General features: G+C 67.0%; 16 protein-coding genes. 8 read left to right on the top strand and 8 right to left on the bottom strand.

Going from position 1 to position 23894, the window contains the following annotated elements:
• Nucleotides 1-3: 3 nt before the first annotated feature.
• Nucleotides 4-1332 (bottom strand): MFS transporter, encoded by a 1329-nt coding sequence (locus tag QFZ23_RS22975; RefSeq protein WP_306926543.1) that lies wholly within the window; start codon nucleotides 1330-1332, stop codon nucleotides 4-6.
• Between the two features lie 132 nt (nucleotides 1333-1464).
• On the opposite strand from QFZ23_RS22975, the gene QFZ23_RS22980 reads away from it, so the two are divergent.
• Nucleotides 1465-2319 (top strand): LysR substrate-binding domain-containing protein, encoded by an 855-nt coding sequence (locus QFZ23_RS22980; protein ID WP_306926545.1) that lies wholly within the window; start codon nucleotides 1465-1467, stop codon nucleotides 2317-2319.
• 214 nt (nucleotides 2320-2533) lie between these two features.
• Nucleotides 2534-2788 carry a hypothetical protein gene (locus tag QFZ23_RS22985; protein ID WP_306926547.1) on the top strand — a complete coding sequence of 85 codons (255 nt, stop codon included), beginning with the start codon at nucleotides 2534-2536 and terminating at the stop codon, nucleotides 2786-2788.
• An 88-nt stretch (nucleotides 2789-2876) separates the two neighbouring features.
• On the opposite strand, the gene QFZ23_RS22990 is transcribed toward QFZ23_RS22985, so the two are convergent.
• Both QFZ23_RS22990 and QFZ23_RS22995 read right to left on the bottom strand, forming a co-directional pair.
• On the bottom strand, nucleotides 2877-6401 hold the full coding sequence (locus QFZ23_RS22990) for a bifunctional proline dehydrogenase/L-glutamate gamma-semialdehyde dehydrogenase (RefSeq protein ID WP_306926548.1): 3525 nt from the start codon (nucleotides 6399-6401) through the stop codon (nucleotides 2877-2879).
• A gap of 281 nt (nucleotides 6402-6682) precedes the next feature.
• On the bottom strand, nucleotides 6683-8143 hold the full coding sequence (locus tag QFZ23_RS22995) for an amino acid permease (protein ID WP_306926550.1): 1461 nt from the start codon (nucleotides 8141-8143) through the stop codon (nucleotides 6683-6685).
• Between the two features lie 157 nt (nucleotides 8144-8300).
• Between QFZ23_RS22995 and QFZ23_RS23000 the strand changes: the two genes are divergently transcribed.
• The 4 genes from QFZ23_RS23000 (at nucleotide 8301) to QFZ23_RS23015 (ending at nucleotide 12051) form a co-directional block, all read left to right on the top strand.
• A complete protein-coding gene (locus QFZ23_RS23000) occupies nucleotides 8301-9320 on the top strand; it encodes a LysR substrate-binding domain-containing protein (protein WP_306926552.1) in 1020 nt (339 codons plus the stop codon).
• 57 nt (nucleotides 9321-9377) lie between these two features.
• The gene (gene panD, locus QFZ23_RS23005; RefSeq protein WP_306926554.1) at nucleotides 9378-9806 is read left to right on the top strand and encodes an aspartate 1-decarboxylase; all 429 of its coding nucleotides are present in this window, start codon (nucleotides 9378-9380) and stop codon (nucleotides 9804-9806) included.
• 143 nt (nucleotides 9807-9949) lie between these two features.
• Complete coding sequence (locus QFZ23_RS23010) at nucleotides 9950-10876, top strand: AEC family transporter (protein WP_306926556.1); 927 nt, start codon at nucleotides 9950-9952, stop codon at nucleotides 10874-10876.
• A 53-nt stretch (nucleotides 10877-10929) separates the two neighbouring features.
• Nucleotides 10930-12051, top strand: a complete 1122-nt coding sequence (locus QFZ23_RS23015) for an FAD-dependent oxidoreductase (protein WP_306926558.1) — start codon at nucleotides 10930-10932, stop codon at nucleotides 12049-12051.
• A gap of 42 nt (nucleotides 12052-12093) precedes the next feature.
• Here QFZ23_RS23015 and QFZ23_RS23020 read toward each other — a convergent pair whose 3' ends face one another.
• Nucleotides 12094-14736 carry a trehalase-like domain-containing protein gene (locus tag QFZ23_RS23020; protein WP_306926559.1) on the bottom strand — a complete coding sequence of 881 codons (2643 nt, stop codon included), beginning with the start codon at nucleotides 14734-14736 and terminating at the stop codon, nucleotides 12094-12096.
• Between the two features lie 223 nt (nucleotides 14737-14959).
• Nucleotides 14960-15949 (bottom strand): LLM class flavin-dependent oxidoreductase, encoded by a 990-nt coding sequence (locus tag QFZ23_RS23025; protein WP_306926561.1) that lies wholly within the window; start codon nucleotides 15947-15949, stop codon nucleotides 14960-14962.
• Nucleotides 15950-16103: 154 nt separating this feature from the next.
• Here QFZ23_RS23025 and QFZ23_RS23030 point away from each other — a divergent pair, with 154 nt between their 5' ends.
• Nucleotides 16104-17816: a helicase HerA-like domain-containing protein gene (locus tag QFZ23_RS23030; RefSeq protein ID WP_306926563.1), complete on the top strand. Its 1713-nt coding sequence runs from the start codon at nucleotides 16104-16106 to the stop codon at nucleotides 17814-17816.
• A 129-nt stretch (nucleotides 17817-17945) separates the two neighbouring features.
• Nucleotides 17946-18938 carry a hypothetical protein gene (locus QFZ23_RS23035; RefSeq protein ID WP_306926565.1) on the top strand — a complete coding sequence of 331 codons (993 nt, stop codon included), beginning with the start codon at nucleotides 17946-17948 and terminating at the stop codon, nucleotides 18936-18938.
• 31 nt (nucleotides 18939-18969) lie between these two features.
• On the opposite strand, the gene QFZ23_RS23040 is transcribed toward QFZ23_RS23035, so the two are convergent.
• The 3 genes from QFZ23_RS23040 to QFZ23_RS23050 all read right to left on the bottom strand — a co-directional run bounded on the left by QFZ23_RS23040 (nucleotide 18970) and on the right by QFZ23_RS23050 (nucleotide 23514).
• Complete coding sequence (locus QFZ23_RS23040) at nucleotides 18970-20952, bottom strand: NHL domain-containing thioredoxin family protein (RefSeq protein WP_306926568.1); 1983 nt, start codon at nucleotides 20950-20952, stop codon at nucleotides 18970-18972.
• Nucleotides 20952-23114, bottom strand: a complete 2163-nt coding sequence (locus tag QFZ23_RS23045; RefSeq protein ID WP_306926570.1) for a cytochrome c oxidase assembly protein — start codon at nucleotides 23112-23114, stop codon at nucleotides 20952-20954. Before QFZ23_RS23045 ends, QFZ23_RS23040 begins: the two co-directional genes overlap by 1 nt.
• Before the next feature lie 115 nt (nucleotides 23115-23229).
• Nucleotides 23230-23514, bottom strand: coding sequence for an HU family DNA-binding protein (locus QFZ23_RS23050; RefSeq protein ID WP_003803320.1), 285 nt, complete (start codon nucleotides 23512-23514; stop codon nucleotides 23230-23232).
• Between the last annotated feature and the right edge of the window lie 380 nt (nucleotides 23515-23894).

Below are 23894 nucleotides of genomic sequence, written 5' to 3' on the forward strand. Positions count from 1 at the left end.
GCGTCATGCCGCCCGGCTCACCACCCTCAGCGGTCCCCGCCGGTTCCGCAGGTCCACCTTCAGCGTCAGCTCACCTTTGCGGGCAAGCACGACGGCGACAGTCGCCGCAGCGAACGCCGGCACCCCTCCGGCCACCAGCAGCCCGGCGTGCGGATCGAGGTGTTCGGCAATGAACCCGATCATCGGTCCGCCGAGGGCCTGGCCACCGATCAGCACCATGATGTACAGGCTCATCACGCGGCCGCGGATGCTCATGTTGGAGCTGGTCTGCACCAGCTGGTTCGACGCGGTGAGGAACATCAGGCACCAGAACCCGGACAGCACCAGCGCGGCGCCGAAGAACGGCAGGGTGGGGACGGCGGCGGAAAGGCACAGCATCAGCCCGTACATCCCGGCGGCCAGGACCACCGACCGCAGACGGAGCTGCCGGCGCCGGGTGGAGGCGACCGCCCCGGTCAGCGCCCCGAGTGCCACCAGGGCATTCAGCATGCCGTACCCGCCCGCGCCGATTCCGTACACGCGGTCCGCGAAGGCGGCCAGCAGCACCGGCAGGCTCATGGCGAACACGGAGATGAATCCCACCATGAGCCACGGCCAGTAGATAGTGGGCTTGCTCAGCGCGTACCGCAGCCCTTCCCGCAGCATGCCCTTGGACTTGGCTGCCGGCGCGCTGACGAACAGTTCGTCCCGGCGCAGCAGCAGGAGCATCGCCACCGTGGAGCAGCAGGCCGCGGCGTTGGCGGCGAAGGCCCAGCCGGCGCCGACGGCGGTCAGCAGCACCCCGGCGATCGCCGGACCGATGAGCCCGCCCAGCTGGAACGTCGTCGAGTTCACGCTGATGGCGTTGCGCAGGTACCGGGGCCCCACCAGCTCATGAACGAACACCTGCCGGGCGGGCTGGTCCAGCACCGTGACCAGGCCGAGCACCAGTGCGATGACGTAAACGTGCCAGACCTCAATCCTCCCGGTGAGTGCGAGGGCGGCGAGCGCAGCTGCCAGGATGGCCGCGGCGGACTGGCACATGATGAGGATCCTGCGCTTGGAGAACCGGTCCGCGACCATTCCGCCCCACGGCCCCAGGAGGAGGGACGGCAGGAACTGCAGCGCCACCGTGAAGCCGACGGCGGTGACCGATCCGGAGAGCTGGAGCACCAGCCAGTCCTGGGCGATCCGCTGCATCCAGATGGCGATGACGGCAATAAAGTGGCCCGTGGCGAAGAGCCTGAAGTTGGGAACCCGGAGTGAGATGAAGGTGTGACGCCACGGAAGGCGTTCACTGACGACGGCGACGGGCTGGGTGACGGTGGCCAGTGGCGGCGGTGGGGGTGTCACAGTGCTTCCTCAGGTGAGCGGGCCGGCGGGGATGTCCTCAACGCTATGGCGCGCGCCTTCAATTGTGGAAGACTATTGCTCCTATAACTATCATTGCTGAACGTAATGATGCCCCGCCGTCGAGGAGGACGAATGTTCGAACCGGCCCAGCTCCGATCGTTCCTCGCCGTCGCCGAAACGCTGAGCTTCACCAAGGCGGCCGAACGGCTGGGCCTGGCCCAGCCGACGGTCAGCCAGCACGTTCGCAAGCTCGAAGTTGCCGCCAAGCGGACGCTGATCAGCCGGGACACGAGGGACGTCAGGCTGACGGACAACGGCGATGCGATGGCAGGCTTCGCACGGAGCATCCTCGCGGCCCACGATGCCGCCGCCCGCTATTTTTCCGGCTCGGCCATGCGCGGGCGCCTGCGCTTCGGCACCGCCGACGACCTCGCCATTACCGGCCTGCCGCGGATCCTGCGCGAATTCCGGCAGATCTACCCGCAGATCAACCTCGAGCTCACCGTCGGCCAGAGCGACCAGCTGTACAAGCGCCTGAACTCCGGCCAGCTGGACCTCGTCTTCGTAAAGTGGGTGGCCGGCGCCAAGGACGGCACCGTAGTCCAGCACGACACCTTTTCCTGGGTGGGCCTCGAACAGACCGCACTGGAGCCGGGCCATCCCGTGCCGCTGATCGCGTACCCAGCCCCCAGCCTGAGCCGCAAGCTTGCCATCGACGCCCTCGAATCAGTGGGCCGGACGTGGCGCATCACGTGCACCACCAAGCAGATCAGCGGCGTGCTGGCGGCTGTCCGCGCCGGCATCGGGGTGGCCGTGATGCCGTCCTCGCTGGTGCCGGAGGACCTGAAAGTCATCACCCGGCGCTTCGAGCTGCCGCCTGTGGGGGATGTCGATTTCACGCTGATCAGGAACCCGCTGGCGAACGCCGAGGTCGTCGACGCGCTGACCCAGGCCATCATGGGAAGGACCCTGAAGAAGCCCGTTTAGGCGTCGCCGATAGCGCTACGGCGGCATTACGGCGGGGGTACAGCGGGGTTCGGAGGCAGGTGTGCGGCCGGGCTGGGGCCGGAAAAATGATTGATAACGGTTTGGCAGCTGGCCTATGCTGTGAATGTTGCGGTCATGCAGCGGCTGTCAACACACAGGTTTCGAAAACGAACACGCTTGGCAACGCCGCCCGCGTGTTCGGGATAGGTACGCCGTGACCACAGCCGCAAACCCCCGCTATACCCGCCGCTCCATGACCGTGGACGCCGAATATGTCGGCCAGCCCAACTGCGAAAAGTGCGGAACAGACGAGTTCATCTACCTCGAGTCCTTTGTGCCGCCCAAGCAACGCCAGGACGGCACCGTCCGGAAGCTGGGCGAAGTCGCGTACACCTGCACGCGCTGCGAGGACTTTTCCGCACACAGCGTCCCCGCATCATGGGCCCCGCCCGGCTGGTATCTGGGCTAAGCAGCAACAGACAAATAGATCGGGCGGGCACCTGGAGGGTGCCCGCCCGATCTATTTGTCTGTTAGAGCCGCTGAATCAGCGGGCTTCCTAGATCAGTGAATCGGAGAGGTGGTTCGGCGTGCCGAACCGGTGCGCCGTGATGCTGACGGCCTGCTCGTGCAGGAACGGCAGCATCTCAACGCGGCCGGCCTCCGTGACCTCGTGGGCGTAGATGGCCAGGTCCGGGCGGCCGCCGGTAGCCTCGGCGAGATCGGCTGCAGAGCCGCCGATCAGGCGGATGCGCCCGCCGGACAGCTTGCCCGCCGCGGCGAGACGGCCCGCGGATGCCAGCCACGCGGCGTCGTCCTCCACCGTCACGGGGATGTCCAGCCCGGTGAGCACGGAACGCAGCTGGGCGGGAAGTCCGACGCCGGACGAAACGGTGACCGGGGCACCGGCAAGTACGCCGGCGGCAACTGTCCGGACGAGCGCGCGGAGGGATCCGCCGTCGGACAGCCGGACGGTGACCGGCAGAGCACGGTAGCGGAAGATGTTCCGCTCGGCGCTCAGGCCCGAGACGTCCTTTGCCGTGCCGAATTCGTCCGCCCAGGCCAGGGCGTCGGAGCCCAGCGCCCGCTGCAGGGCCTCGATGTCAGCAGCGGCGAGTTCGCCCTTCACGGCTTCCACGAGCCGCTGCACCCTGCGGTTGGCGATGCCTGCCGCGGCGCCCTGGGCGCTCTCGGTGCTGGTCCAGTCGCCGAGGCCGACGAGGTAGTTGGGGCCGCCAGCCTTGGTGCCGGCGCCAACCGCCGACTTCTTCCAGCCGCCGAACGGCTGGCGCTGCACGATGGCACCGGTGATGCCGCGGTTGATGTAGAGGTTGCCTGCCTGAATGGTGTCCAGCCAGAGTCCCAGCTCGTCGGTGTTGAGGGAGTGCAGGCCGGCGGTGAGGCCGTACTCGATCTGGTTCTGGATGGCGATGGCCTCTTCCAGGGTGTCCGCGGTCATGACGCCGAGGACGGGGCCGAAGAATTCGGTCAGGTGGAAGTAGGAGCCGCGCTTGACGCCGTAGCGCACGCCCGGGCTCCAGAGCCGGCCGGTGTCGTCGAGCTTGCGGGGCTCGACGGCCCAGTTCTCACCCTCGCCGAGGGTGGTCAGCGCGTTGAGCAGTTTGCCCTTGGCCGGCTCGATGATCGGACCCATCTGGCTGGTGGGGTCCTGCGGGTAGCCCACCTTGAGGGAGGTCACGGCGTCGATCAGCTGGTTGTGGAACCGCTTCGAGGTGGCCACGGAGCCCACCAGGATCACCAGCGAGGCGGCGGAGCACTTCTGTCCGGCGTGGCCGAAGGCTGAGTAGGCCACGTCCTTCGCGGCCAGGTCCAGGTCAGCGCTGGGGGTGACGATGATCGCGTTCTTGCCGCTGGTTTCGGCCAGCAGCGGCAGGTCCTTGCGGAATGAACGGAACAGTTCGGCGGTCTCGTAGCCGCCGGTGAGGATGACGCGGTCCACCGCGGGGTGGGAGATCAGCTGCTGGCCGAGCTCGCGTTCACCCAGCTGCACCATGGTGAGCACGTCCCGCGGCACGCCGGCCTCCCACAGTGCCTCGATCATCACGGCGCCGCTGCGGCGGGCCTGCTTGGCCGGCTTGATCACGACGGCGGAGCCGGCGGCCAGTGCCGCGAGCGTGGAACCGGCGGGGATGGCCACCGGGAAGTTCCACGGCGGAGTGACCACGGTGAGCTTCGCCGGAACGAAGGTGGCGCCGTCGACCTGGTCCAGCTTGCGGGCGGACTCGGCGTAGTAGTGGGCGAAGTCAACGGCCTCGCTGACCTCGGGATCGCCCTGGTCGATGGTCTTGCCGGTCTCGCTGGCCATGACCTCCAGCAGCTCCGCGCGGCGGGCCTCGAGGACGTCGCCGGCGCGGTGCAGGATCTCGGCACGCTCGGCGCCGGTCAGCGCACCCCATGCCTTGCCCTTTTCTACGGCCGTGGCAATCACGGTGTTCAGCGTGTCCGCGTCCGCGATGGTGGCAGCCTCGACGGAGGCGTTGCCCAGGGTCGACGTCGGGACCCGGTCCAGGATGGCCCGGCCCCAGTCGCGGTTGGCGGGCAGGGACGGGTCCGTGTCCGGGGTGTTCCGGAAGCCTGTGCGGGGCATCAGCTCTGCCGGGAGGCTGCGGTTCTGCCGGCGGTTGGGCGGCGGCACCTCGTCGTCGAGCTCTTCCAGGGAGGACAGGAAGCGCTGCTTTTCGCGCTCGAACAGTCCTTCGTTTTCGCTGAGCTCGAAGACGGCGGACATGAAGTTTTCCTGGCTGGCGCCCTCTTCGAGGCGGCGGATCAGGTAGGCGATGGCAACGTCGAATTCGGCCGGGTGCACCACCGGTGTGTAGAGCAGCAGGGAGCCGACGTCCTTCTTGACCGCCTCGGCCTGGCCCTGTGCCATGCCGAGCAGCATCTCGAATTCGATGCCCGACTCGACGCCGCGCTGCTTGGCCAGCAGCCAGGCGAAGGCGATGTCGAACAGGTTGTGGCCGGCGACGCCTATGCGGATGTTGCCGATCCGGTCCGGGTGCAGCGCGTAGTTGATGACGCGCTTGTAGTTCGTGTCCGAGTCGAGCTTGGTGCCCCACGTGGCCAGCGCCCAGTCGTGCAGCGAGGATTCCACCTGCTCCATGGGAAGGTTGGCGCCCTTGACCACGCGGACCTTGATGGCCGCGCCGCCGTCAGCGCGGCGTGCGGCAGCCCAGTCCTGCAGCCGGATCATGGCGGCGAGCGCGTCCGGAAGGTAGGCCTGGAGCACGATGCCGGCTTCCAGGTTCTTGAACTCGGGCTTGTCCAGAATCCTGGTGAAGACCGCGATGGTCATGTCCAGGTCCTTGTATTCCTCCATGTCCAGGTTGATGAACTTCGGCTTGGGGAAGGAGGCGGCACGGGCGAACAGCGGCGTGAGCTTCTCGACGACGTGCTCCACGGCCTCGTCGAAGGCCCAGGCGGAGTGCGGGGCAACGGTGGAGGACACCTTAATGGAGACGTAGTCCACATCCGGGCGGGCCAGCAGCGTGTGGGTTCCCTCGAGCCGGCGGGAGGCCTCGTGCTCGCCGAGCACGGCCTCACCGAGCAGGTTCACGTTGAGCTTGATGCCGTCCTTGCGGATCTTGGCGATGGCCGGGCCGAGCTTGGAGTCGGTGGCGTCAACGATGAGGTGGCCCACCATCTCGCGGAGGACCTTGCGGGCCACCGGAATGACAACCTGCGGCAGGACCGGGGCCATGAGGCCGCCCAACTGGACAGCGCTGCGCATGTACCAGGGCAGGAAGGCGGGAACCTTCGGAGCGAGGGCTGCGAGGTTGCGGGCGGCCACGTGCAGGTCCTCGGGACGGACCACGCCGTCGACGAAGCCCACGGTGAAGTCCAGGCCGTTCGGGTCCTTGAGGACGCCGGCGAGCTGCTCGGCGGATGCGTCCACGGGAACCTTGCTGGCTTCGGTCAGCCAGCGGCGGACGAGGGCGATTGCGTCCGTGGCCAGGGCCGTCGCTTCGGCGACGTCGGACCCTGCCGAGGGGGTGGCGACGGCGCCGGTAACAGCGGCGTCCTTGCCTGCCTGCACGCGGTGATCCGTTGCGGTGTTGGTCATGGCTTTCCTCGTTCTTTCAGTGCGATGGGATCGTCTTATTCATCAGTATGAGCCTCACGTAGCTTAAGATAAAGCGATCTTTGCTGAGCAATACACGTTAGAAAAACCGATCGTTCTGTATTTCCGCCAGGCACCCCAAAATGCCGCCCCCGCCTGTGCCGCAGAGAAGTGAGGAAGGGTCGCCGAAACCAAACCCTTCCTCAGCTTTCGTCGCCCAAAGAAGAACCCTCCCGCACCTGAGGTGCCGGAGGGTTCGTCAGTAATGCGCCGAACGGAGAGAGCTACACGGGCGTGTGCATCTCCACCGCCTCGTCGTGCCGCGGGCTGTTCGGGTTCATCAGGGAGTGCCGCTTGCCGTAGCCGAAGTAAATCACCAGGCCGATCACGAGCCAGATGCCGAAGCGCAGCCAGGTCTCCCAGTGAAGCTGGAACATCAGGAAGGCGGACGCCAGCACGCCAAATGCGGGGACCACCGGCATCAGCGGCAGGCGGAAGGTCCGGGGCGCCTCCGGCTTGGTGTAGCGGAACATGATCACGGAAACACACACCACAACGAACGCAGCGAGGATACCGATGTTGGTGAGGTCGGCGACGGCCTTGATGGGGAACACGCCGGCCAGAAGCGCGGACGCAATGCCGCCGATCCAGGTCACGCGCTGCGGTGTACCGTGCCGGTCCGTCTTCGAGAACCAGCCGGGGAGAAGGCCGTCACGGCTCATGGAGAACCACACACGGGTGACGCCGAGGAGGAACGTGAGCATCACGGTAAGGATGGACAGCACGGCGAAGACGGAGATGATGGTGGCGATGACGGGAAGGCCGACGCCCTGGAACGCCGAAGCGAACCCGGCGGCGGGATCGATGTCCTTATAGTTCTGCATGCCGGTGAGCACGAGCGTCGCGGCAACGTACAGCAGCATGGCGATGATCAGGGACAGGACGATGGCCTTGGGCATGTGCTTCTTGCCGTCGGTCGCCTCTTCGGCCGCAGTACTCATGGCGTCGTACCCGAACACCGCGAAGAACACGGTGGCCGAGCCAGCCAGGACGGGTCCGAAGCCGCTAGGCATGAACGGGTTGAAGTTCTGGGTGTTGATGTAGAAGACGCCCAACCCGATGATGAAGAGAATCAGGACAACCTTGATGGCAACGGCAATCAGTTCAAACCGGCCGAAAGTCTTGGTGCCGCGGGAGAGGATCCAGGTCACCAGCAGGCAGACAAGGATGGCAGGGACGTTGATGATGCCACCCTTGCCTTCGTCCACGGTGGACGTCATCCATGCGGGCATGTGGATCCCGATGCCGGACAGGAACGCGTCGAAGTAGCCGGAGATGCCGATGGCCACCACAGCCACGATTGCGATGTACTCCAGCAGCAGGTCCCAGCCGATGAACCAGCCGATGATTTCGCCCAGGGCCACGTAGCCGTAGGTGTACGCGGAGCCGGCGCGCGGAATCATGCCGGCGAACTCCGCGTAGGACAGCGCCGCGGCAGCCGAGGCCAGGCCGGCGATCAGGAAGGAAATCAGCACCGCAGGCCCGACACCGGGCGTGTCAGCACTGCCGTGCGCCACAAGACCAGCCAGCGAAAAGATGCCGACGCCGATGATGCCGCCGACGCCGATGGCGGTCAGCTGCCACAGTCCGAGGGACTTGAATAGGCCGCTGTGCTTGTTCTCTACTTCGATGTCGTCAATGGGCTTGCGCCTCAATATTGACTGCGTGGGATCTGTTGTACTCATCGGGACTCCTGCGTAGGTGCGGCCCCATCATTTCGCCCTGTGATGGGGGTAACTCAATCTGTTTAGTATGCAAGCAGTGTTGCATTAGATAAAGTGCATACTTCTAATCAGTATTCGTTAGTCCAACCATTCATTTGTGCAAACCAAGGAACAGCCCATGCTTGATGTCCGCCGGTTGAGGCTGCTCCGCGAGCTGAAGATCCGGGGCACGCTCGCCGAGGTGGCCGCAGCCCTGCAGTACAGCCCTTCCTCAGTCTCCCAACAATTGGCCCTGCTTGAGAAGGAAGTAGGGGTGGAACTGCTCAGGAAAACTGGGCGCCGTGTGCAGCTAACGCCGCAGGCCGAGGTTCTGGTGGCACATACGGCCCACCTGCTGGAAACGCTGGAACAGGCGGAGGCAGACCTGGCAGCATCGCTGACCACGGTCTCGGGCACCGTACGGATCGCCGTCTTCCAGTCCGCAGCGCTGGCGCTCATGCCGGATTCGCTGACCCGCCTCGCCACGACCTACCCCGAGGTCCGGATCGAAATGACACAGCGCGAACCGGAGACGGCGCTGCATGAGACGTGGGCCCGGGACTTCGACCTGGTCATCGCCGAGCAGTATCCCGGCCACGCGGCGCCCCGCTACCCCGAGCTGGACCGCGTACGCCTCACGAGTGACGCCATCCGGCTTGCGGTCCCGCCGGCTGCCGAGGGAAGGAAGAAAGTCGACTCACTCGCAGACACGGCAGAGATGCCCTGGGTGATGGAACCGCGCGGCGCGGCGTCGCGGCACTGGGCAGAGCAGGCCTGCCGGAGTGCAGGCTTCGAGCCCGACGTCCGCTTTGAAACAGCAGACCTCCAGGCCCAGATCCGCCTGATCGAGTCCGGAAACGCCGTCGCCCTGATGCCGGACCTGGTGTGGACCGGACGGGGCACCACGGCCCAGCTGCTGGACCTCCCCGGCAAGCCGAGGCGGACGGTCTTCACGTCCGTGCGGCGCTCCGGGGCGCAGCGCCCCGCCATCCTCGCGGCACGCGAGATCCTTGCCTCCACGGCCGCCTCCATCGCGGCCGCCCAGGAGATCGACACTGGCGCGGATGCCTCCGGTGCCCCCGCGACAACGCCGGCAATCGCGGTAACACCGGCAACGCCAGCGGCTGAAGGAGCAGCAGGACGCGGAGAAGGCGTGTAACAGGGTGTTCCCTGGGTCACAGCCAAGCGTTGACCCCGGCGCTAGACTGTTGACGTTATGAATCGCACAATGTTCAAGTCCAAGATCCACCGCGCCACTGTCACGCACGCGGACCTGCACTACGTGGGGTCGGTCACCGTAGACCTGGACCTGCTGGATGCTGCCGACATCATGCCTGGCGAGCTCGTGGCCATTGTGGATGTCACCAACGGCGCCCGCCTTGAGACCTACACCATCGCCGGCGAGCGCGGTTCCGGCGTCATCGGGATCAACGGCGCGGCCGCGCACCTGATGCACGAAAACGACATCGTCATTCTGATCACCTACGCCCAGATGACCACGGACGAGGCCAAGGCCTACACCCCCAAGGTGGTCCACGTGGACAAGGACAACAAGATTGTCCAGATCGGCAACGACCCCGCGGAGGGCCACACCACCGGTCTCATGCGCCCGCCGTTCGCGTTGAACAACGCCACGTGCAGCTGACGGCTCCCCTCAACTGATCCATCGCACCTGGCTGCCCCAATGGCGAGATCCCGGCCACAAGGTGAACCGCCGCTGAATAAATCTGATTAGGCTGGGGTGGTGGACGCCCCCGCCTGTAGACCCGAGCCTTCAGAGACACCCGGATGCTAGGCGTCCTCGCAGGCTTTTTTGTTGTGTGGTCCATCATCCTGGTGGGCATGTTCGTGGGCAGGCGCAAGATCCTGGGCGAGAATGCCCGGCAGGTCCTGAGCGGGCTGACCTTCTTCGTGGCCAGTCCCGCGCTGCTCTTCGAGACGCTGAGCAGGGCGAGCCTGCGCGATGTGTTCGCGGCGCCGCTGCTCGTGGCCGCAGTCGGCGCCGTCACCACCGCCGCCTTGTTCTTTGTCATCGTCAGGTTCCTGCTCAAGCGCACCGTTCCGGAATCGCTGATGTCGTCCATGAGCGCCTCGCTGGCCAACTCCGCCAACCTGGGCATCCCGATTGCCGTGTACGTCCTCGGCGACGCCAGCCATGTCGCTCCGCTGCTGATCTTCCAGCTGGCGTTTTTCACGCCGATGTTCCTCATGGCCCTCGATGCCACCACCAGCTCGCACCGGACCACGCCCCTCCGGTTCGTGATGCTGATCCTGAAGAATCCGATGATCGTCGGTTCGGCCCTGGGGCTGCTGGTCGCGGGAACAGGCTGGCAGGTCCCGCCACTGCTTCTGGAGCCCGTCCACCTGATCGGCGGCGCCGCGATTCCGGCCATGCTGATGGCCTTCGGCATGAGCCTGAACGGGTCAAAGCCGCTGCAGGCGGCCGCCGGCCGGAGAACCGATGCCCTGCTGGCCAGCGGCTTCAAGCTCTTCGTGCACCCGGCCATCGCCTATCTCTTTGCACGCTTCGCCCTCGGGCTGGACGGCCCGGCGCTGTTCGCCGTGGTGGTCACGTCGGCCCTGCCCACGGCGCAGAACGTGTTCGTCGCCGCCAGCCGCTACAAGGCCGGGCTCACGGTCGCGAAGGACACCGTCCTGATCACCACGATCGTGGCCGTGCCTGCGATGATCGGTGTGGCCCTGCTTCTGGCATAACCGCCGCCCCGTCCCCGACCGCTCCCCGGCTGCCGCCCGAATTGGAGGAAATCTTGAACACCACCCTGGACACAGTGATTATCGGAGGCGGAGCCATGGGTTCCGCTGCCGCCTGGGCGCTGGCTGCCCGTGGGCGCGACGTGACCCTGCTCGAGCAGTTCACGCTCGGTCACCACAAGGGTGCCTCGCACGGCGCAACCCGGAACCTGAGCCTTGCCTACGCCGAACCCGAGTACGTGGCCATGCTGGCCGAAACGCTGAAGCTCTGGGCCGAGCTCGAAGTCGAGAGCGGCGAACGGCTGCTGGCGCGCACCGGCGTCGTCAACCACGGCCCCGACCCCCGCCTCGGCGACATCCACGCAGCGCTCAGCGGCGCCGGCCTGCGGGCCGACTTCGTGCCGCTCGCCGAAGCCGGCGAGCGCTGGCGCGGCATCCGCTTCGACCAGCAGGTTCTTCACATGCCCGACGGCGGCCAGCTCAACCCCGAGGCCGCCCTCCCGGCGTTCCAGCGGCTCGCGGCACGGAACGGTGCGGCTATTCGGCATGGCGTGAAGGTTGTGGGGCTGGAAATACTCGACGACGGCGTCCGGCTCACTGTGGACGACGGCGGCCGGACGGAGCTGCTCACCGCCCGGCAGGCGGTGGTCACCGCGGGCGGCTGGACCTCCAAGCTCCTCGCAGGCTCAATCGCCACGCCGCGCCTGACGGTCACGCAGGAGCAGCCTGCCCACTTCGGCATCACCGACGACGGCGCCACCTGGCCCGGGTTCAACCATTTCCCCGGCGAGGGCGGGGACTACGCGGGCTTCTACTCCCCCGTGTACGGCATGCTGACCCCCGGCGAGGGCGTCAAGGCGGGCTGGCACGGAGTGGGGCCGGTGGTGGACCCGGACAGGAGGTCCTACCTGCCCGAACCGCGCCAGCGCGCCGCCCTGCAGCAGTACGCGAGGGACTGGCTGCCCGGGGTGGACGCCGACGCCATGACGGACATCAGCTGCACCTACACGACCGCTCCGGACCACAACTTCGTGCTGGACAGGATCGGCCCGGTGATCATCGGGGCGGGCTTCGCCGGCCACGGCTTCAAGTTCACGCCGGTGGTGGGCCGGATCCTCGCTGACCTTGCCACCGGGGAAGGCCCCGCGCCGGCCATATTCGCGGCTTCCCGGGCCTAAGAAACCCCGAGGCTGAAACCCCGCCCCATGACCGCCCCAGGTTCAGCTCCGCTGGTGCCGGTCCAGGAGCCGGGCGCAACGGATGAATCCGAGGTGTGAGTACGCCTGCGGGTGGTTTCCCAGGTGCGTCTCCGTGCCGGGGTCGTACTCCTCCGGCAGCAGGCCCGTGGGTCCGAACAGGTTGACCAGCTGGTCGAAGAGGTCCCAGGCGTCGGCGATCCGGCCCACCGCCACATACGCCTCGATCAGCCAGGTGGTGCAGATGTGGAACCCGCCCTCCAGGCCCGGCAGGCCGTCGTCGTACTTGTACCGGAAGACAGTGGGTCCCACGCGGAGTTCCCGCTCCACGGCCGTGACGGTGTCCAGGAACCGCTGATCCTTGGCGTCGAGCAGGCCGGACAGTCCGATGTGCAGGACCGCGGCGTCAAGGTCGGGGCTGTCGTAGGCGACGGTGTAGGACGCGGCGGTGTGGTCCCACCCCTCGCGGAGCACCTCATCCCGGATGGTCGAGGCCGTGTCCGCCCAGGCAGGTTCGGGACTGCGGCCGTGGCGTGCGGCGGTGCGCAGGGCCCGGTCCAGGGTGACCCAGCACATCACTTTGGTGTAGACGTGGTGCCTCGGTGCGCGGCGCGCCTCCCAGATGCCGTGGTCCGCCTCGTGCCACCGAGCCAGCACGGCACTGGCCATCTGGACCAGCAGCTCCCAGTGCGCGTCAGCCAGCGAACCCCGGGACTCGCTCAGCCCGTGGATCAGCTCGGCTATCGGGCCAAAGACATCGAGCTGGACCTGGTGGTCCGCGGCGTTGCCGATCCGCACAGGACGCGAGCCCGCATATCCGGGCAGGCTCTCGATGATGGCCTCCGTGGACAGCGGCGCGCCGGTGACCGAATACAGCGGATGCAGCCACTCCGGCCCCGGGGCGTTGGCCAGGATGCCGGTCAGCCACCTCAGGAAACCGTCGGCCTCCACCGTTGACCCCAGATCCACCAGGGCACTGACGGTCATGGAGCCGTCGCGCAGCCAGCAGTAGCGGTAATCCCAGTTGCGGGTGCCACCGATGCCCTCCGGAAGGGACGTGGTGGGGGCCGCGAGCACCGCGCCGGTGGGCTCGTGGACCAGCGCGCGCAGCACCAGGGCCGAGCGCCGCACCAGGGACGGCTTGACGGATGGCAGCGTCAGGTTCTGGACCCAGCGGCGGGAATGATGGGCGACGGCGGCCCTGCGGTCCGCTTCATCCGTCGCCGCTTTGTCCTTCCAGGACGCGTGCTGGGGCTCCGTATCGCCGCACCGGAGGTTGAGGACGACCGGTCCGTGCTGCAGGTTAACCTCGGCGGTGGCCGTTGCGTGCCGCCCGTCCGAGGTGATGGCGAAGCTGACGTCCGGCGCCAGCAGGATGATGGGGTCGGACGTGCCGACGACGTGAAGCTCCCCGCCGCGTGCCTCCATGCTGAAGGGCGCATTGGCGTAATCCGGCCGGGGCGCGAAGACGATCCGGGCCGCCCCGGTGCCGGACAGCACCCGGACCAGACTTGTAATGCCTTCCGGGGCAGGCTCAAGATAGTCGGTCACGGTGACGTCCGCCCACCGTGTTTCCACGATCATGGTGCTGTCCACGTACCGCTGGCCCAGCACCCGCGACGCCTTGACCGGCTCCACGGAGAAGTGCCCGGCAGCGTCGCCGCCCAGGATGTGGGCAAAGAGGGAGCCCGAGTCCGGCAGGGGGTGGCTCATCCAGCAGATCTTTGCCTCGGGCGTCACAAGCGCCGTGGAGGAGCCGTTCCCGATCATCGAGTGCCGCTCCAGGCCCACGGCGTCCTCACCGAAAAGCCAGGCGCGGCGCAGCTCGAAGAGGATCCCCAACACGCGCGCGAACGATTCCGGATCCTTCAGCCGGTGTTTGGCCGGCGACGGCAGGTCCCCCACCCACAGCCCCATGTCCGGGCCGCGCAGCGTGGCCATGGCCAGTTCATCGCTCACGGCATCCCCCGCGTACAGCGCAGCGCTCACACCCAGCCGGGCCCGCAGGTGGTCCAGGGCATCGGCTTTGGAGGGCTGCACCACGGACAGGTCCAGGACGGAGCCGTCCACAATGAAGAACAGCCCAAGGGCCCGGGCAACCTCCTCCGCCTTCCTGGCACACTTGGCCACGGCATCCGGCGCGGCGGATCTGGTGTGGACAGAGACCGCGACGGGTTTCCGTTCGATGGTGATTCCTTTGTAGGCGCCCACCGCTTCCAGCAGCGCCTGGTTGGCCTGCTGCAGCACCGACTCGGTGGCCAGGGACAGGCCGTGTGCGAATCCCATGTCGAACTCTGCCCCGTGCGAGCCCACCAGGTGGACCTCGGCGGGAAGCCTGGAGACCGCGGCCAGGTCACGCAGGGACCGTCCGGAGATGACGGCGGCGTGCGTGTTGGGCAAGGCGGCCAGGGCCCGGAGGGCGATGGCAGCGCCGCCAAGCGGCAGTGTTTCCGTGGAGATGCCTTCCGCGGCACACAGGGTTCCGCCGTAGTTGCAGGCGACGAGCAGCCCCGGGGTCCGGGCCAGGATCTTCAGTTCGCCGAGCAGCTGGGGTGTGAGCCCGTCGTCGGACGCCTCCGACTGGACGAAGGCCCGCAGCAGGCCCAGCGGCAGGGATTTGGTCAGCAGTGCGGAATCGGCCACCGTCTGGTTGAGCGGAGTGGGCATGCGCGGCAATCCTTCGGATTATCCCCAATCGGTCTTGGACACCTCAAGTGTCCGCGGCGGCCGTTTCCCCTGAATATCCCGGTTATTGCGTTCGTGTAACTTTATCGGCTCTGTTCGTGCTGGCTGAAACTCAGCAGTTGGGCGAATCGTTTTCGTAGGCTCCGGCATTGGCGGCGGCCGTTCCGGCGCAGTCCCCGTTCTGATATTTCTTTGCGTTAGAGGTTCACACGCTCACCAGTCCGGCTACCTCTGCAAGGAGCTCAACCGAGCGCAGCCGTTCTGCGGTTCCGGTGCTCTGGTGCGCCACGATGAGCTCGTCGGCCCCGGCATGCCGGGCGAAGCCGTCCAGATATTCCAGCACGACGTCCGGGGTGCCCACGGCCGAGTACTTCATCATCTGCGAGATGTGCTGTCCCTGCGGCGAGTCCAGGATCATGTCCGCTTCGTCGTCGGTGAATTGCCGCCCGCCGCCAAAGAACAGTGAGACGCGGGCACGCATAGTGGCGCGCAGCATCTCCTGGGCGTCCGAGGCAGCATCGGCGGCCACCACGTTGACGCCTGCAATAACGTGCGGCGCGGCCAGCTGCTTCGACGGCTTAAACTCGCGGCGGTACACGGCGACCGCGTCCTGCAGCGCGTTCGGGGCGAAGTGGGAGGCGAAGGCGTACGGCAGCCCCAGCTGCGCCGCCAGCCTCGCTCCGAAGAGGGAGGACCCCAGAATGTAGAGGGGCACGTTGGTTCCCCTGCCCGGCGTCGCCTCCACGCCCTGCATGCGGGTGGGCCCGGTGAGGTAGCCCTGCAGCTCCAGGACGTCCTGCGGGAAGGTGTCGGCCGAATGCGGGTCACGGCGCAGGGCGCGCATGGTGTTCTGGTCGCTGCCGGGCGCACGGCCGAGGCCCAGGTCAATCCGGCCGGGATGCAGGGTCTCCAGTGTGCCGAACTGCTCGGCGATGGTAAGCGGGGAATGGTTGGGCAGCATCACTCCGCCGGCGCCCAGCCTGATGCTCTCGGTGTGGGCGGCTACGTGGGCGATCAGCACAGACGTGGCAGACGATGCAATTGAAGACATGTTGTGGTGCTCGGCGTACCAGACCCGCCGGTAGCCGAGTTTTTCGGCCAGCTGGGCCATGGCGACGCTCCCGGCAAGGCTCTCCGCCGCCGTCTGGCCCTTGCCGATGGTTGCCAGGTCGAGGATGGAGAGGGGAACAGTCACGGCGGGATGGCCTTTCGTAGGGGGTTGTGCAGCTGCCGGCCTCGCGGTGGCCCGGCACGTTGGGAACAACGACGGCGGAGCCCGGGTTATTTCTTTGCGCGCCGGTGACGCTGTCCACATATCCCGTCCATGCGCCTCCCGCTATGCTGGCGGCATGGCCAACAAGTCCACCGCAGATAAAGTAGCCACCATCCAAAAGGGCTACGCCCTGGAGGGTGCCACCATCGAGCTGGGCGCCGCCATCGTCGACGGCGAACTGCACAAGGACGCGCCGGTCCGGCTGCCGCTGTCCATGATGAACCGGCACGGCCTCGTGGCCGGCGCCACCGGCACGGGCAAGACTGTCACCCTGCACATGATGGCAGAGCAGCTCTCGACCGCCGGGGTGCCCGTATTCCTGGCAGACATCAAGGGCGATCTTTCAGGGCTTGCCACGGCGGCCGCCGGAAGCGACAAGCTGGCCAAGCGGACCGAGAGCATCGGGCAGGCATGGTCAGGGAAGACGTTTCCGGTGGAGTTCCTGGCCCTCGGTGGGGACGGCGACGGCATCCCCGTCCGCGCCACGATTACGTCGTTCGGGCCCATCCTGCTCTCCCGGGTCCTGGAGCTCAACGACACGCAGGAATCCAGCCTCCAGCTTGTGTTCCACTTTGCGGACAAGAACAACCTTGAGCTGGTGGATCTGAAGGACCTGCGTGCAGCCATTCAGTTCCTCATCTCCGACGAGGGCAAGGAAGCGCTCAAGGACCTGGGCGGCTTGTCCAAGGGCACCGCCGGCGTCATCCTCCGCGAACTGGTGACCCTCGAGGCGCAGGGCATGGAGCGGTTCTTCGGCGAGCCCGAGTTCGACACCGCCGAGCTGCTCCGCACGGCGCCTGACGGGCGTGGCGTCATCAGCTGCCTGGAGCTGCCCACCCTGCAGACCAAGCCGTTGGTCTTCTCCACCTTCCTCATGTGGCTGCTCGCGGATCTGTTCGAGGACCTGCCCGAAGCCGGCGACCTCGACAAGCCCAAGCTCGTGTTTTTCCTTGACGAGGCGCACCTGCTTTTCAACGACGCTTCCAAGGCCTTCCTGGAAGCCATCACCACCACGGTCCGCCTGATCCGTTCCAAGGGCGTGGGCATCTTCTTCGTTACACAGACCCCGAAGGATGTCCCTGCGGACGTCCTGGGGCAGCTTGCCAACCGCGTCCAGCACGCCCTCCGGGCATTCACGCCGGAGGATGCGAAGGCCCTCAAGGCCACCGTCTCCACGTTCCCGGTCAGTGACTACGACCTCGAGGAAACCCTGACGTCCGCGGGCATCGGCGAAGCCGTCATCACGGTGATGAACGAGAGAGGAGCACCGACGCCGGTTGCCCTGACCCGCCTCCGGGCGCCGGAGTCCGTCATGGGTCCCAGCGCCGTCGAACTGGTCAGGAGCACCGTGGCGGGGTCTGCGCTGCTCGCGAAGTATGGCACTGCGGTGGACAACGTCTCAGCGTACGAGAAACTGACCGGCAAGGCCGGGGCGTCCACAGGCGCCGCGGCACCCGGTCAGCCGCCGGTGCCTTCGCCCGAAGTGTTCGTCCCGGGCAGTCCTGGCACAACAGCCATCGACGACGAAGCCCGCCGCATCGAGGAGGAGATCCTCGGCCGTCCCAGCAGCAGGCAGCCCAGTAGCGGGCAGGCCGGCGGCGGGTCCGTACCTCCGCCGCCGGCCAGGCGCCAGGCTCCCCAATCCGGCGGCATGATGGACGACATCACCGGCGCTCTCGGCGGGGTCCTTGGCAGCGGCCTGAAAAGCATGGCCCGGTCCATGGGAACGCAGCTCGGCCGGGAACTCCTGCGGGGCGTTTTCGGCACCTCATCCCGGCGCCGCCGCTAGCGGAAGGTAGCGCCGAAACCGGCGGGTGGGGCCCCGCCGTCGGGCGTTCCTGCGCATTGGGCCGGCGTCATGGGGACCGGCGCTACTCCAGAGTTGCCTGCCGTTGCAGGTAACGTGGGGTGCGTGCAAATGAGTCAAGCGTTGGTGAAGACGGCGGCCGGATGGCTGCTGGGCCTCATGCTTGCCATCGTTGGCGCCATCGTTTCGGTCAATCTGGTCAACTCCTCCGTGGCCAGTCCGCAGCAGCCCGTGCGCGAATATCTGGAGGCCCTGCAGCACGGCGAAGGCGAGCGGGCGCTTGGCCTGCTCCGCGCGTCGGTGCCGGACGCCGACGCCGCCATGCTCGACGGAACTGCCCTGCAGACGTCGGCATCGCGGATCACGAACGTCAAGCTTGGCGCCGCAGTAGGGCGCGGCAGCAACCGGGTGATGGTGCCGATGGACTACACCATCGACGGCAGTCAGCTGCACACCGAGTTCCTGCTGGAGAGCACCGGTACCGAATGGCTGTTCTTCCACAAGTGGTCCTTCGTGCCGACCACCCTGCCCACCGTGGACGTGACGGTGGTGAACTCCGGCGAGGCAACGATGAACGGCGTGCCGGTGAACATGCCCGCCGGCCACAACAGCTTCGCGGTGTTCTACCCGGGTGAGTACGAGGCGTCCCTCAACGGCCAGTACTTCGCGGCTCCGCCCACGCGGGCCACAGTCTCCGGACGGGAAGCTCCCGCTGCACCGCTGAACCTGCTGACACATGCCACAGACGAACTCAAGCAGGCGGTGTCCGCCCGGGTCAAGGAGTTCCTCGACAAGTGCGCGGCGGAAGCCGGCCAGCAGCAGAAGCTCCAACCCGATTGCCCGTTCTACCACGTGACCAACAACCGCGTGGTGGACGGGACCATCAAGTGGAACATCACCGAGTACCCGAAAATCACCATCGAGCCTTTCGACGGCAAGTGGGTGGTGGCGCCGCTGGACGGCAAGGCAAAGATCACGGCCCAGCAGATCGACCTGTTCACCGGAGCCGTCTCGCCCCTGGACGTGGAGCACGATTTCAGCTTCACCACGCGGCTGGACATCGAGGGCGACACCATCAAGGTCACGCCCCTGCTCACCTTCTAGGGCCGACTCGCTGGGCCGGACCGGCCCAGCTTTAGTCCATGCCGCGCAGGTCCAGCACCAGGTCGGTGTCGCCGTCGGCCTGCAGCACCACGGGGATGCCCCAGTCCTGCTGGTACAGGTGGCAGGCGGCGTGGTCGGGGATCTCGCCGTCTTCGGTTTCAGGGCCGTCACAGGCAGCTGCGCGGGCCGTAATGTGCAGGATGCCCTCCGGAACGTCGGAGGCCAGCTCGAGCGTACGGAGCAGGCCCACGGAGGTCCCGCCGCCGGCCACGAGCAGCTCCGGCGGGGTGGAGGAGATCTTCAGCTGCGTGGGGTCGCCCCAGCGGTCATCGAGCTTCTGGCCGGTGGGCGCCGTGAAGCGGACAGTGAGCTCCAGCAGACCGGGCGCCACAGGGCTCTTGGGCCTGTGCGTCTGGGCGGCGCCCTCGTCCACCTGCTGCGCTTCCTTGGGGATGGGCACGTACACAAGCTGGTGCTTGTTCGCCTCGACCACCACCAGCAGCGGCTCGGAGCCGGCCACCTGGGTGTGGTCGACGATCACATCGGACGGCTCGGCCAGGCCCCGCGCCAGCGTGGACACGGTGCCGGCGGCCGGATCGTAGCGGCGCACAGCTCCGTTGTAGGTGTCGGCAATGGCTACGGACCCGTCGGGCAGCACGGTGACGCCGAGCGGATGCTGGAGGCGCGCCTCGGACGCCTCGCCGTCGCGGAAGCCGAAGTCGAAGAGGCCCTTGCCCACCGCTGATTCAACGGTGACTGTTCCGTCGTCGCCGATCACCAGCTTGCGCAGGGCAGAGGTCTCGGAGTCCGCCACCCAGATGTTTCCGTCGGCGTCCTCGGCCACACCTGACGGCTGGGCGAACCAGGCCTCGTGGGCGGGCCCGTCCAGCAGGCCTTCGAGTCCGTTGCCGGCGACGATCGAGACATCCCCGGTGAGCGGCTCGTAGCTGAAGATCTGGTGCACACCGGCCATGGCGATCACCACGGCGTCCAGCTTGCTGGACCAGACGACATCCCACGGCGAGCTGAGCGCCACGTCCAGGGGGTGGTCCCCCAGGCGTCCCGTGAAGCCGGCCGCGTCCTCGTCCACGCGGGCGGGCCCGGTTTCGAGGAGCCGCTGCACGCCGCTGCCGACGAGGGTGGTGACGGTTCCGTCCGCGAGCGACAGTCCCCGCAGGCGGTGGTTGACGGAGTCGGCAATTACGACGTCGTAGCCCGTCTTCGCTGCCACCTCTTCCGGCAGCAGGACAAGACCCTGCGGTTCGTTGAACCGGGCGGTGCCGGCGGCACCGTCGGAGTGGCCTTTCTCCCCGGAACCGTACGTGCTCAGCACGGTGTGGAAGTCGGTGCCGAGCTCCAGAACGCGGTGGTGGCCGGTATCGGTGACAAGCCAGGTGCCGGCGTTAGCGGTGCCGGCGGCAGCACCGGCGTCGGACGCTGAACCACGGCCGGACGGAAGGTAGAGCGCCTTGCCCGGGAAGCGCAGGGTTCCCGACGTCGGCTCCGGGGCCACGTAGGGGCCGTTGCCGCGGTGCAGGGTGCCGCGGGCCTCGTGCTCGGCGATCAGCTCGGGAATGAGCACGCCCAGGCCGTCAGCATGGCCTTCGCCCGAAAGGTGCGCCACGATGTAGCCCTCCGGGTCAATGACCACCAGCGTGGGCCAGGCGCGGGCCGTGTAGGCCTTCCACGTTTCCAGTTCGGGATCGTCCAGGACCGGGTGGTGGATCTCGTAGCGCTCCACGGCGGCGGCCAGCGCGACGGGATCGGCCTCGTGCTCGAACTTAGGCGAGTGCACGCCAACTGTGACCAGGACGTCGGAGTACTTTTCCTCCAGCGGGCGGAGCTCGTCCAGCACGTGGAGGCAGTTGATGCAGCAGAAGGTCCAGAAGTCCAGGAGCACGATCTTGCCGCGCAGGGCGTGGAGGTCCAAGGTCTTGCCGCCGGTGTTCAGCCAGTTGCGGCCCACCAGTTCGGAGGCGCGCACCCGGTGGTGAGTGCGTACGGTTTCGCTCATCAGCGTCCTTCCAGCTTTGAGTCGCGTTCAGCCAGCTTGGCGTCACGTTCAGCCAATTTGGCAAACATATCGTTGTAAGCGGTGAGATCGGCGTCGTTATTCCTGTCCGCTGCCCGGTCGGTGCGGCGGGTCTCGCGTTCATCGGACCTGGACCACATGATGGCGACGCCGATCGCCACCAGCAGCGTGGGAACTTCGCCGATGCCCCAGGCCACGGCTCCGCCCATTTGCTGGTCCAGGAGCGCAGAGGGGCCCCAGCCGCGGCCGAGGTTGCCGAAGTAGTCGGCGGCCAGCAGGTTGGTGCCGCCCATGATGGCCACGCCGAAGAAGGCGTGGAAGCCCATGGTGGCCAGCAGGAGCAGGAGCCGCAGGGGGTACGGCGCGCGCCGGGGAAGCGGGTCGGTGCCGATCATGCTGAGCACGAAGATGTAGCCCGTCAGCGCAAAGTGCAGGTTCATCAGTTCGTGGCCCACGTGTTCCCGCATCGCGAGGCTGAAGGCGTCCGAGTAGTAGAACAGCACGATGGAGCCGGCGAAGTTGGCGGCGGCGAACAGCGGGTGGGTGACCACCTGCGAGAACTTCGAGTGGACGAACAGCAGGAGCCATTCCCGGAGGCCGCGGGACCCGTCCTTCCGGGCCGGAAGGGCCCGGAGCGCAAGCGTCACGGGGGCGCCGAGCACCAGGAAGATCGGGGCAACCATGGTGAGGGCCATATGGTCCACCATGTGCGCCGAGAACAGTACGCGGCCGTATACCGACGGCGGTCCCGACGTGATGTAGGTCAGCACCAGCAGGCCGATGATCCAGTTTGTCGTGCGGAACCAGGCCCACTTGTCCCCGCGCACGCGGACCTTGGCCACGCCCAGGAGGTAGGACACCAGGCCGAAGATGACGACGGCGATCCAGAGCCAGTCCAGGCGCCATTCGGTGAGCCAGCGCTCGGGCGTCAATTCCGGGGGCAGCTCGTAGCCGGAGAGGATGAACGCCGGCGAGGCGTCCGCGGCATAGGTTGTTGGTTCCGGCGGCGCTGACCGGCCCAGTGCGACGGCGATGCCGGACGTGGCGCCCATAATGAGGAGTTCGATGAGAATCAGCTGCCAGAGCACGCGCCGCGCGGACATGGCAGCCCCCGCACGGGCCAGCTGCGGGATGACCCACTGCCGGTGCATGAAGCCGATTCCGCCCAGTACCAGTGTGGCGGCGGACTTCGCGAGGATCAGCTGCCCGTAGGCCGAGCCGAAGAGGTCAGCCCAGCTGGTCACGCGGATGCTGGCGTTGATGACGCCCGATGCGAACACCAGCGCAAATGCGAACCCCGCGAGTGACGAGAACCGGCGGAGGACCGGTTCGGTGATGTCGTGGTCACCCGGCTGGGACGGCTGGCCGCTGCGGGCCTGGTTGCGCGGGGCGAGGCTACCGGAGAGGAGGGCGAGCAAGATGATGCCGCCCACCCAGACGCTGACCCCCACCAGGTGCAGGCCCAGCGAGTTGATGGCGCCCTCGTGGTCGTTGGAGCTGGCGGAGTGGCCGATCAGCGCGGTGGGGACGAGGCCAATCAGTGCCAGCAGCAGCGTCAACACCAGGCCGGTCAGGGAACGCACCCCGAAGAGGGCGGTTGTCACGACGGCGGCGATGATCGTGACGGCCAGCCAGGCGCGCCCGGTTTCAATGTCTGTCATGAAGTAGACGAGGGCACGGGTGAATTCGGCATCCCCGGAGATGCCCTGCCCCGCCACATCAGAGTACGTCAGCACCAGGACGGCAATGGAGGACAGCGTCCAGGCCACGCCTGCGGCTGCCGCGATGGCAAGGGCGCGGGTGAAAACGGGGTGCTCGGGCGCGTCATTGTCCTTCGACCGCGCACCACCGAGCTTGTGCGGCAGGATACCCGCAGCGAAGATGAGCCCGCCGACTACGGCGGCAAGGGAGACATTGTGGATGGCCTTGCTGACCGGCAGGCCCCAACGTACCAGCGCGCCGGGGTCGGAAACTTCACGGGCGGCCGCGGCACCGGAGAACAGCAAGGCGGCCACCAGCCCCAGGAAGAGGGCACCGAGTCCGGCCAGCTGCCAGGCCCGCTGAATACCGAAGGCACTGTCAGTGGCCCGCGTGCCCGAATCGGGCGCGGGTTGCGGAGTAAGGGGTTTTGCTGCTGAGGGCACCTATCCATTGTCCGCTACCGTCGCCAACGCGGCGAATCGGAGGTTCGGCCACCCGACGGTTAACAGCAAGAGGAGCGGCAACCCGCAGGTTGCCGCTCCTCTGAGCTGCGAAAGACTACTTCTTGGAGACAGCGGCCTTCAGCTTGGAGCCGGCGGTCAGCTTGACGCTGTGGCCGGCTGCAATCTGGATGGTCTCGCCGGTCTGCGGGTTGCGGCCAGTGCGGGCTGCACGGTCGGTGCGCTCAACTGCGAGCCAGCCCGGGATGGTGATCTTCTCGCCGGCGGCGACAGAAGATTCGAAAACCTCGAACAGTGCATCGAGCACGGAGTTGACGGCTGCCTGGCTGGTGCCGGCCTTGCCTGCTACCTCTGAAACAAGTTCACTACGGTTCTTAGCCATGTATGTCCTCCTGGACGCTCTTGATTCTGGATCCTGCATGCGGCGTGCGTGCAAGCCACTGTTCGAAAACTTACCAGCTTGCACCCGAGAGGGGGATAAATTCCGCGTGTTTCCGCGACTTTTTGACCTAAATCACCGCTATTTCAAGGATTTCCAGCCAAAAGCGGCCTCCGGCCCGGATCCTCCCTCAGTTCCTGCCGCCTCAATCCGGACGCCTCCTCACGTCCCGCCGCTCCAACCCGGACGCGTCTTCACATCCCGTCGCCTCAATCCGGACGCTTCCTCACGTCCCTGGCCGGGCAAAGGCCAGATGCTGGTCGAGCCTGTCCAAACCAGGCCCCGTCCGTGTGGGTGCCCCTCCCACGGCATTGCGAGAGCGG

This window comes from Arthrobacter globiformis (assembly GCF_030818015.1).
GTDB lineage: Bacteria > Actinomycetota > Actinomycetes > Actinomycetales > Micrococcaceae > Arthrobacter > Arthrobacter globiformis_C.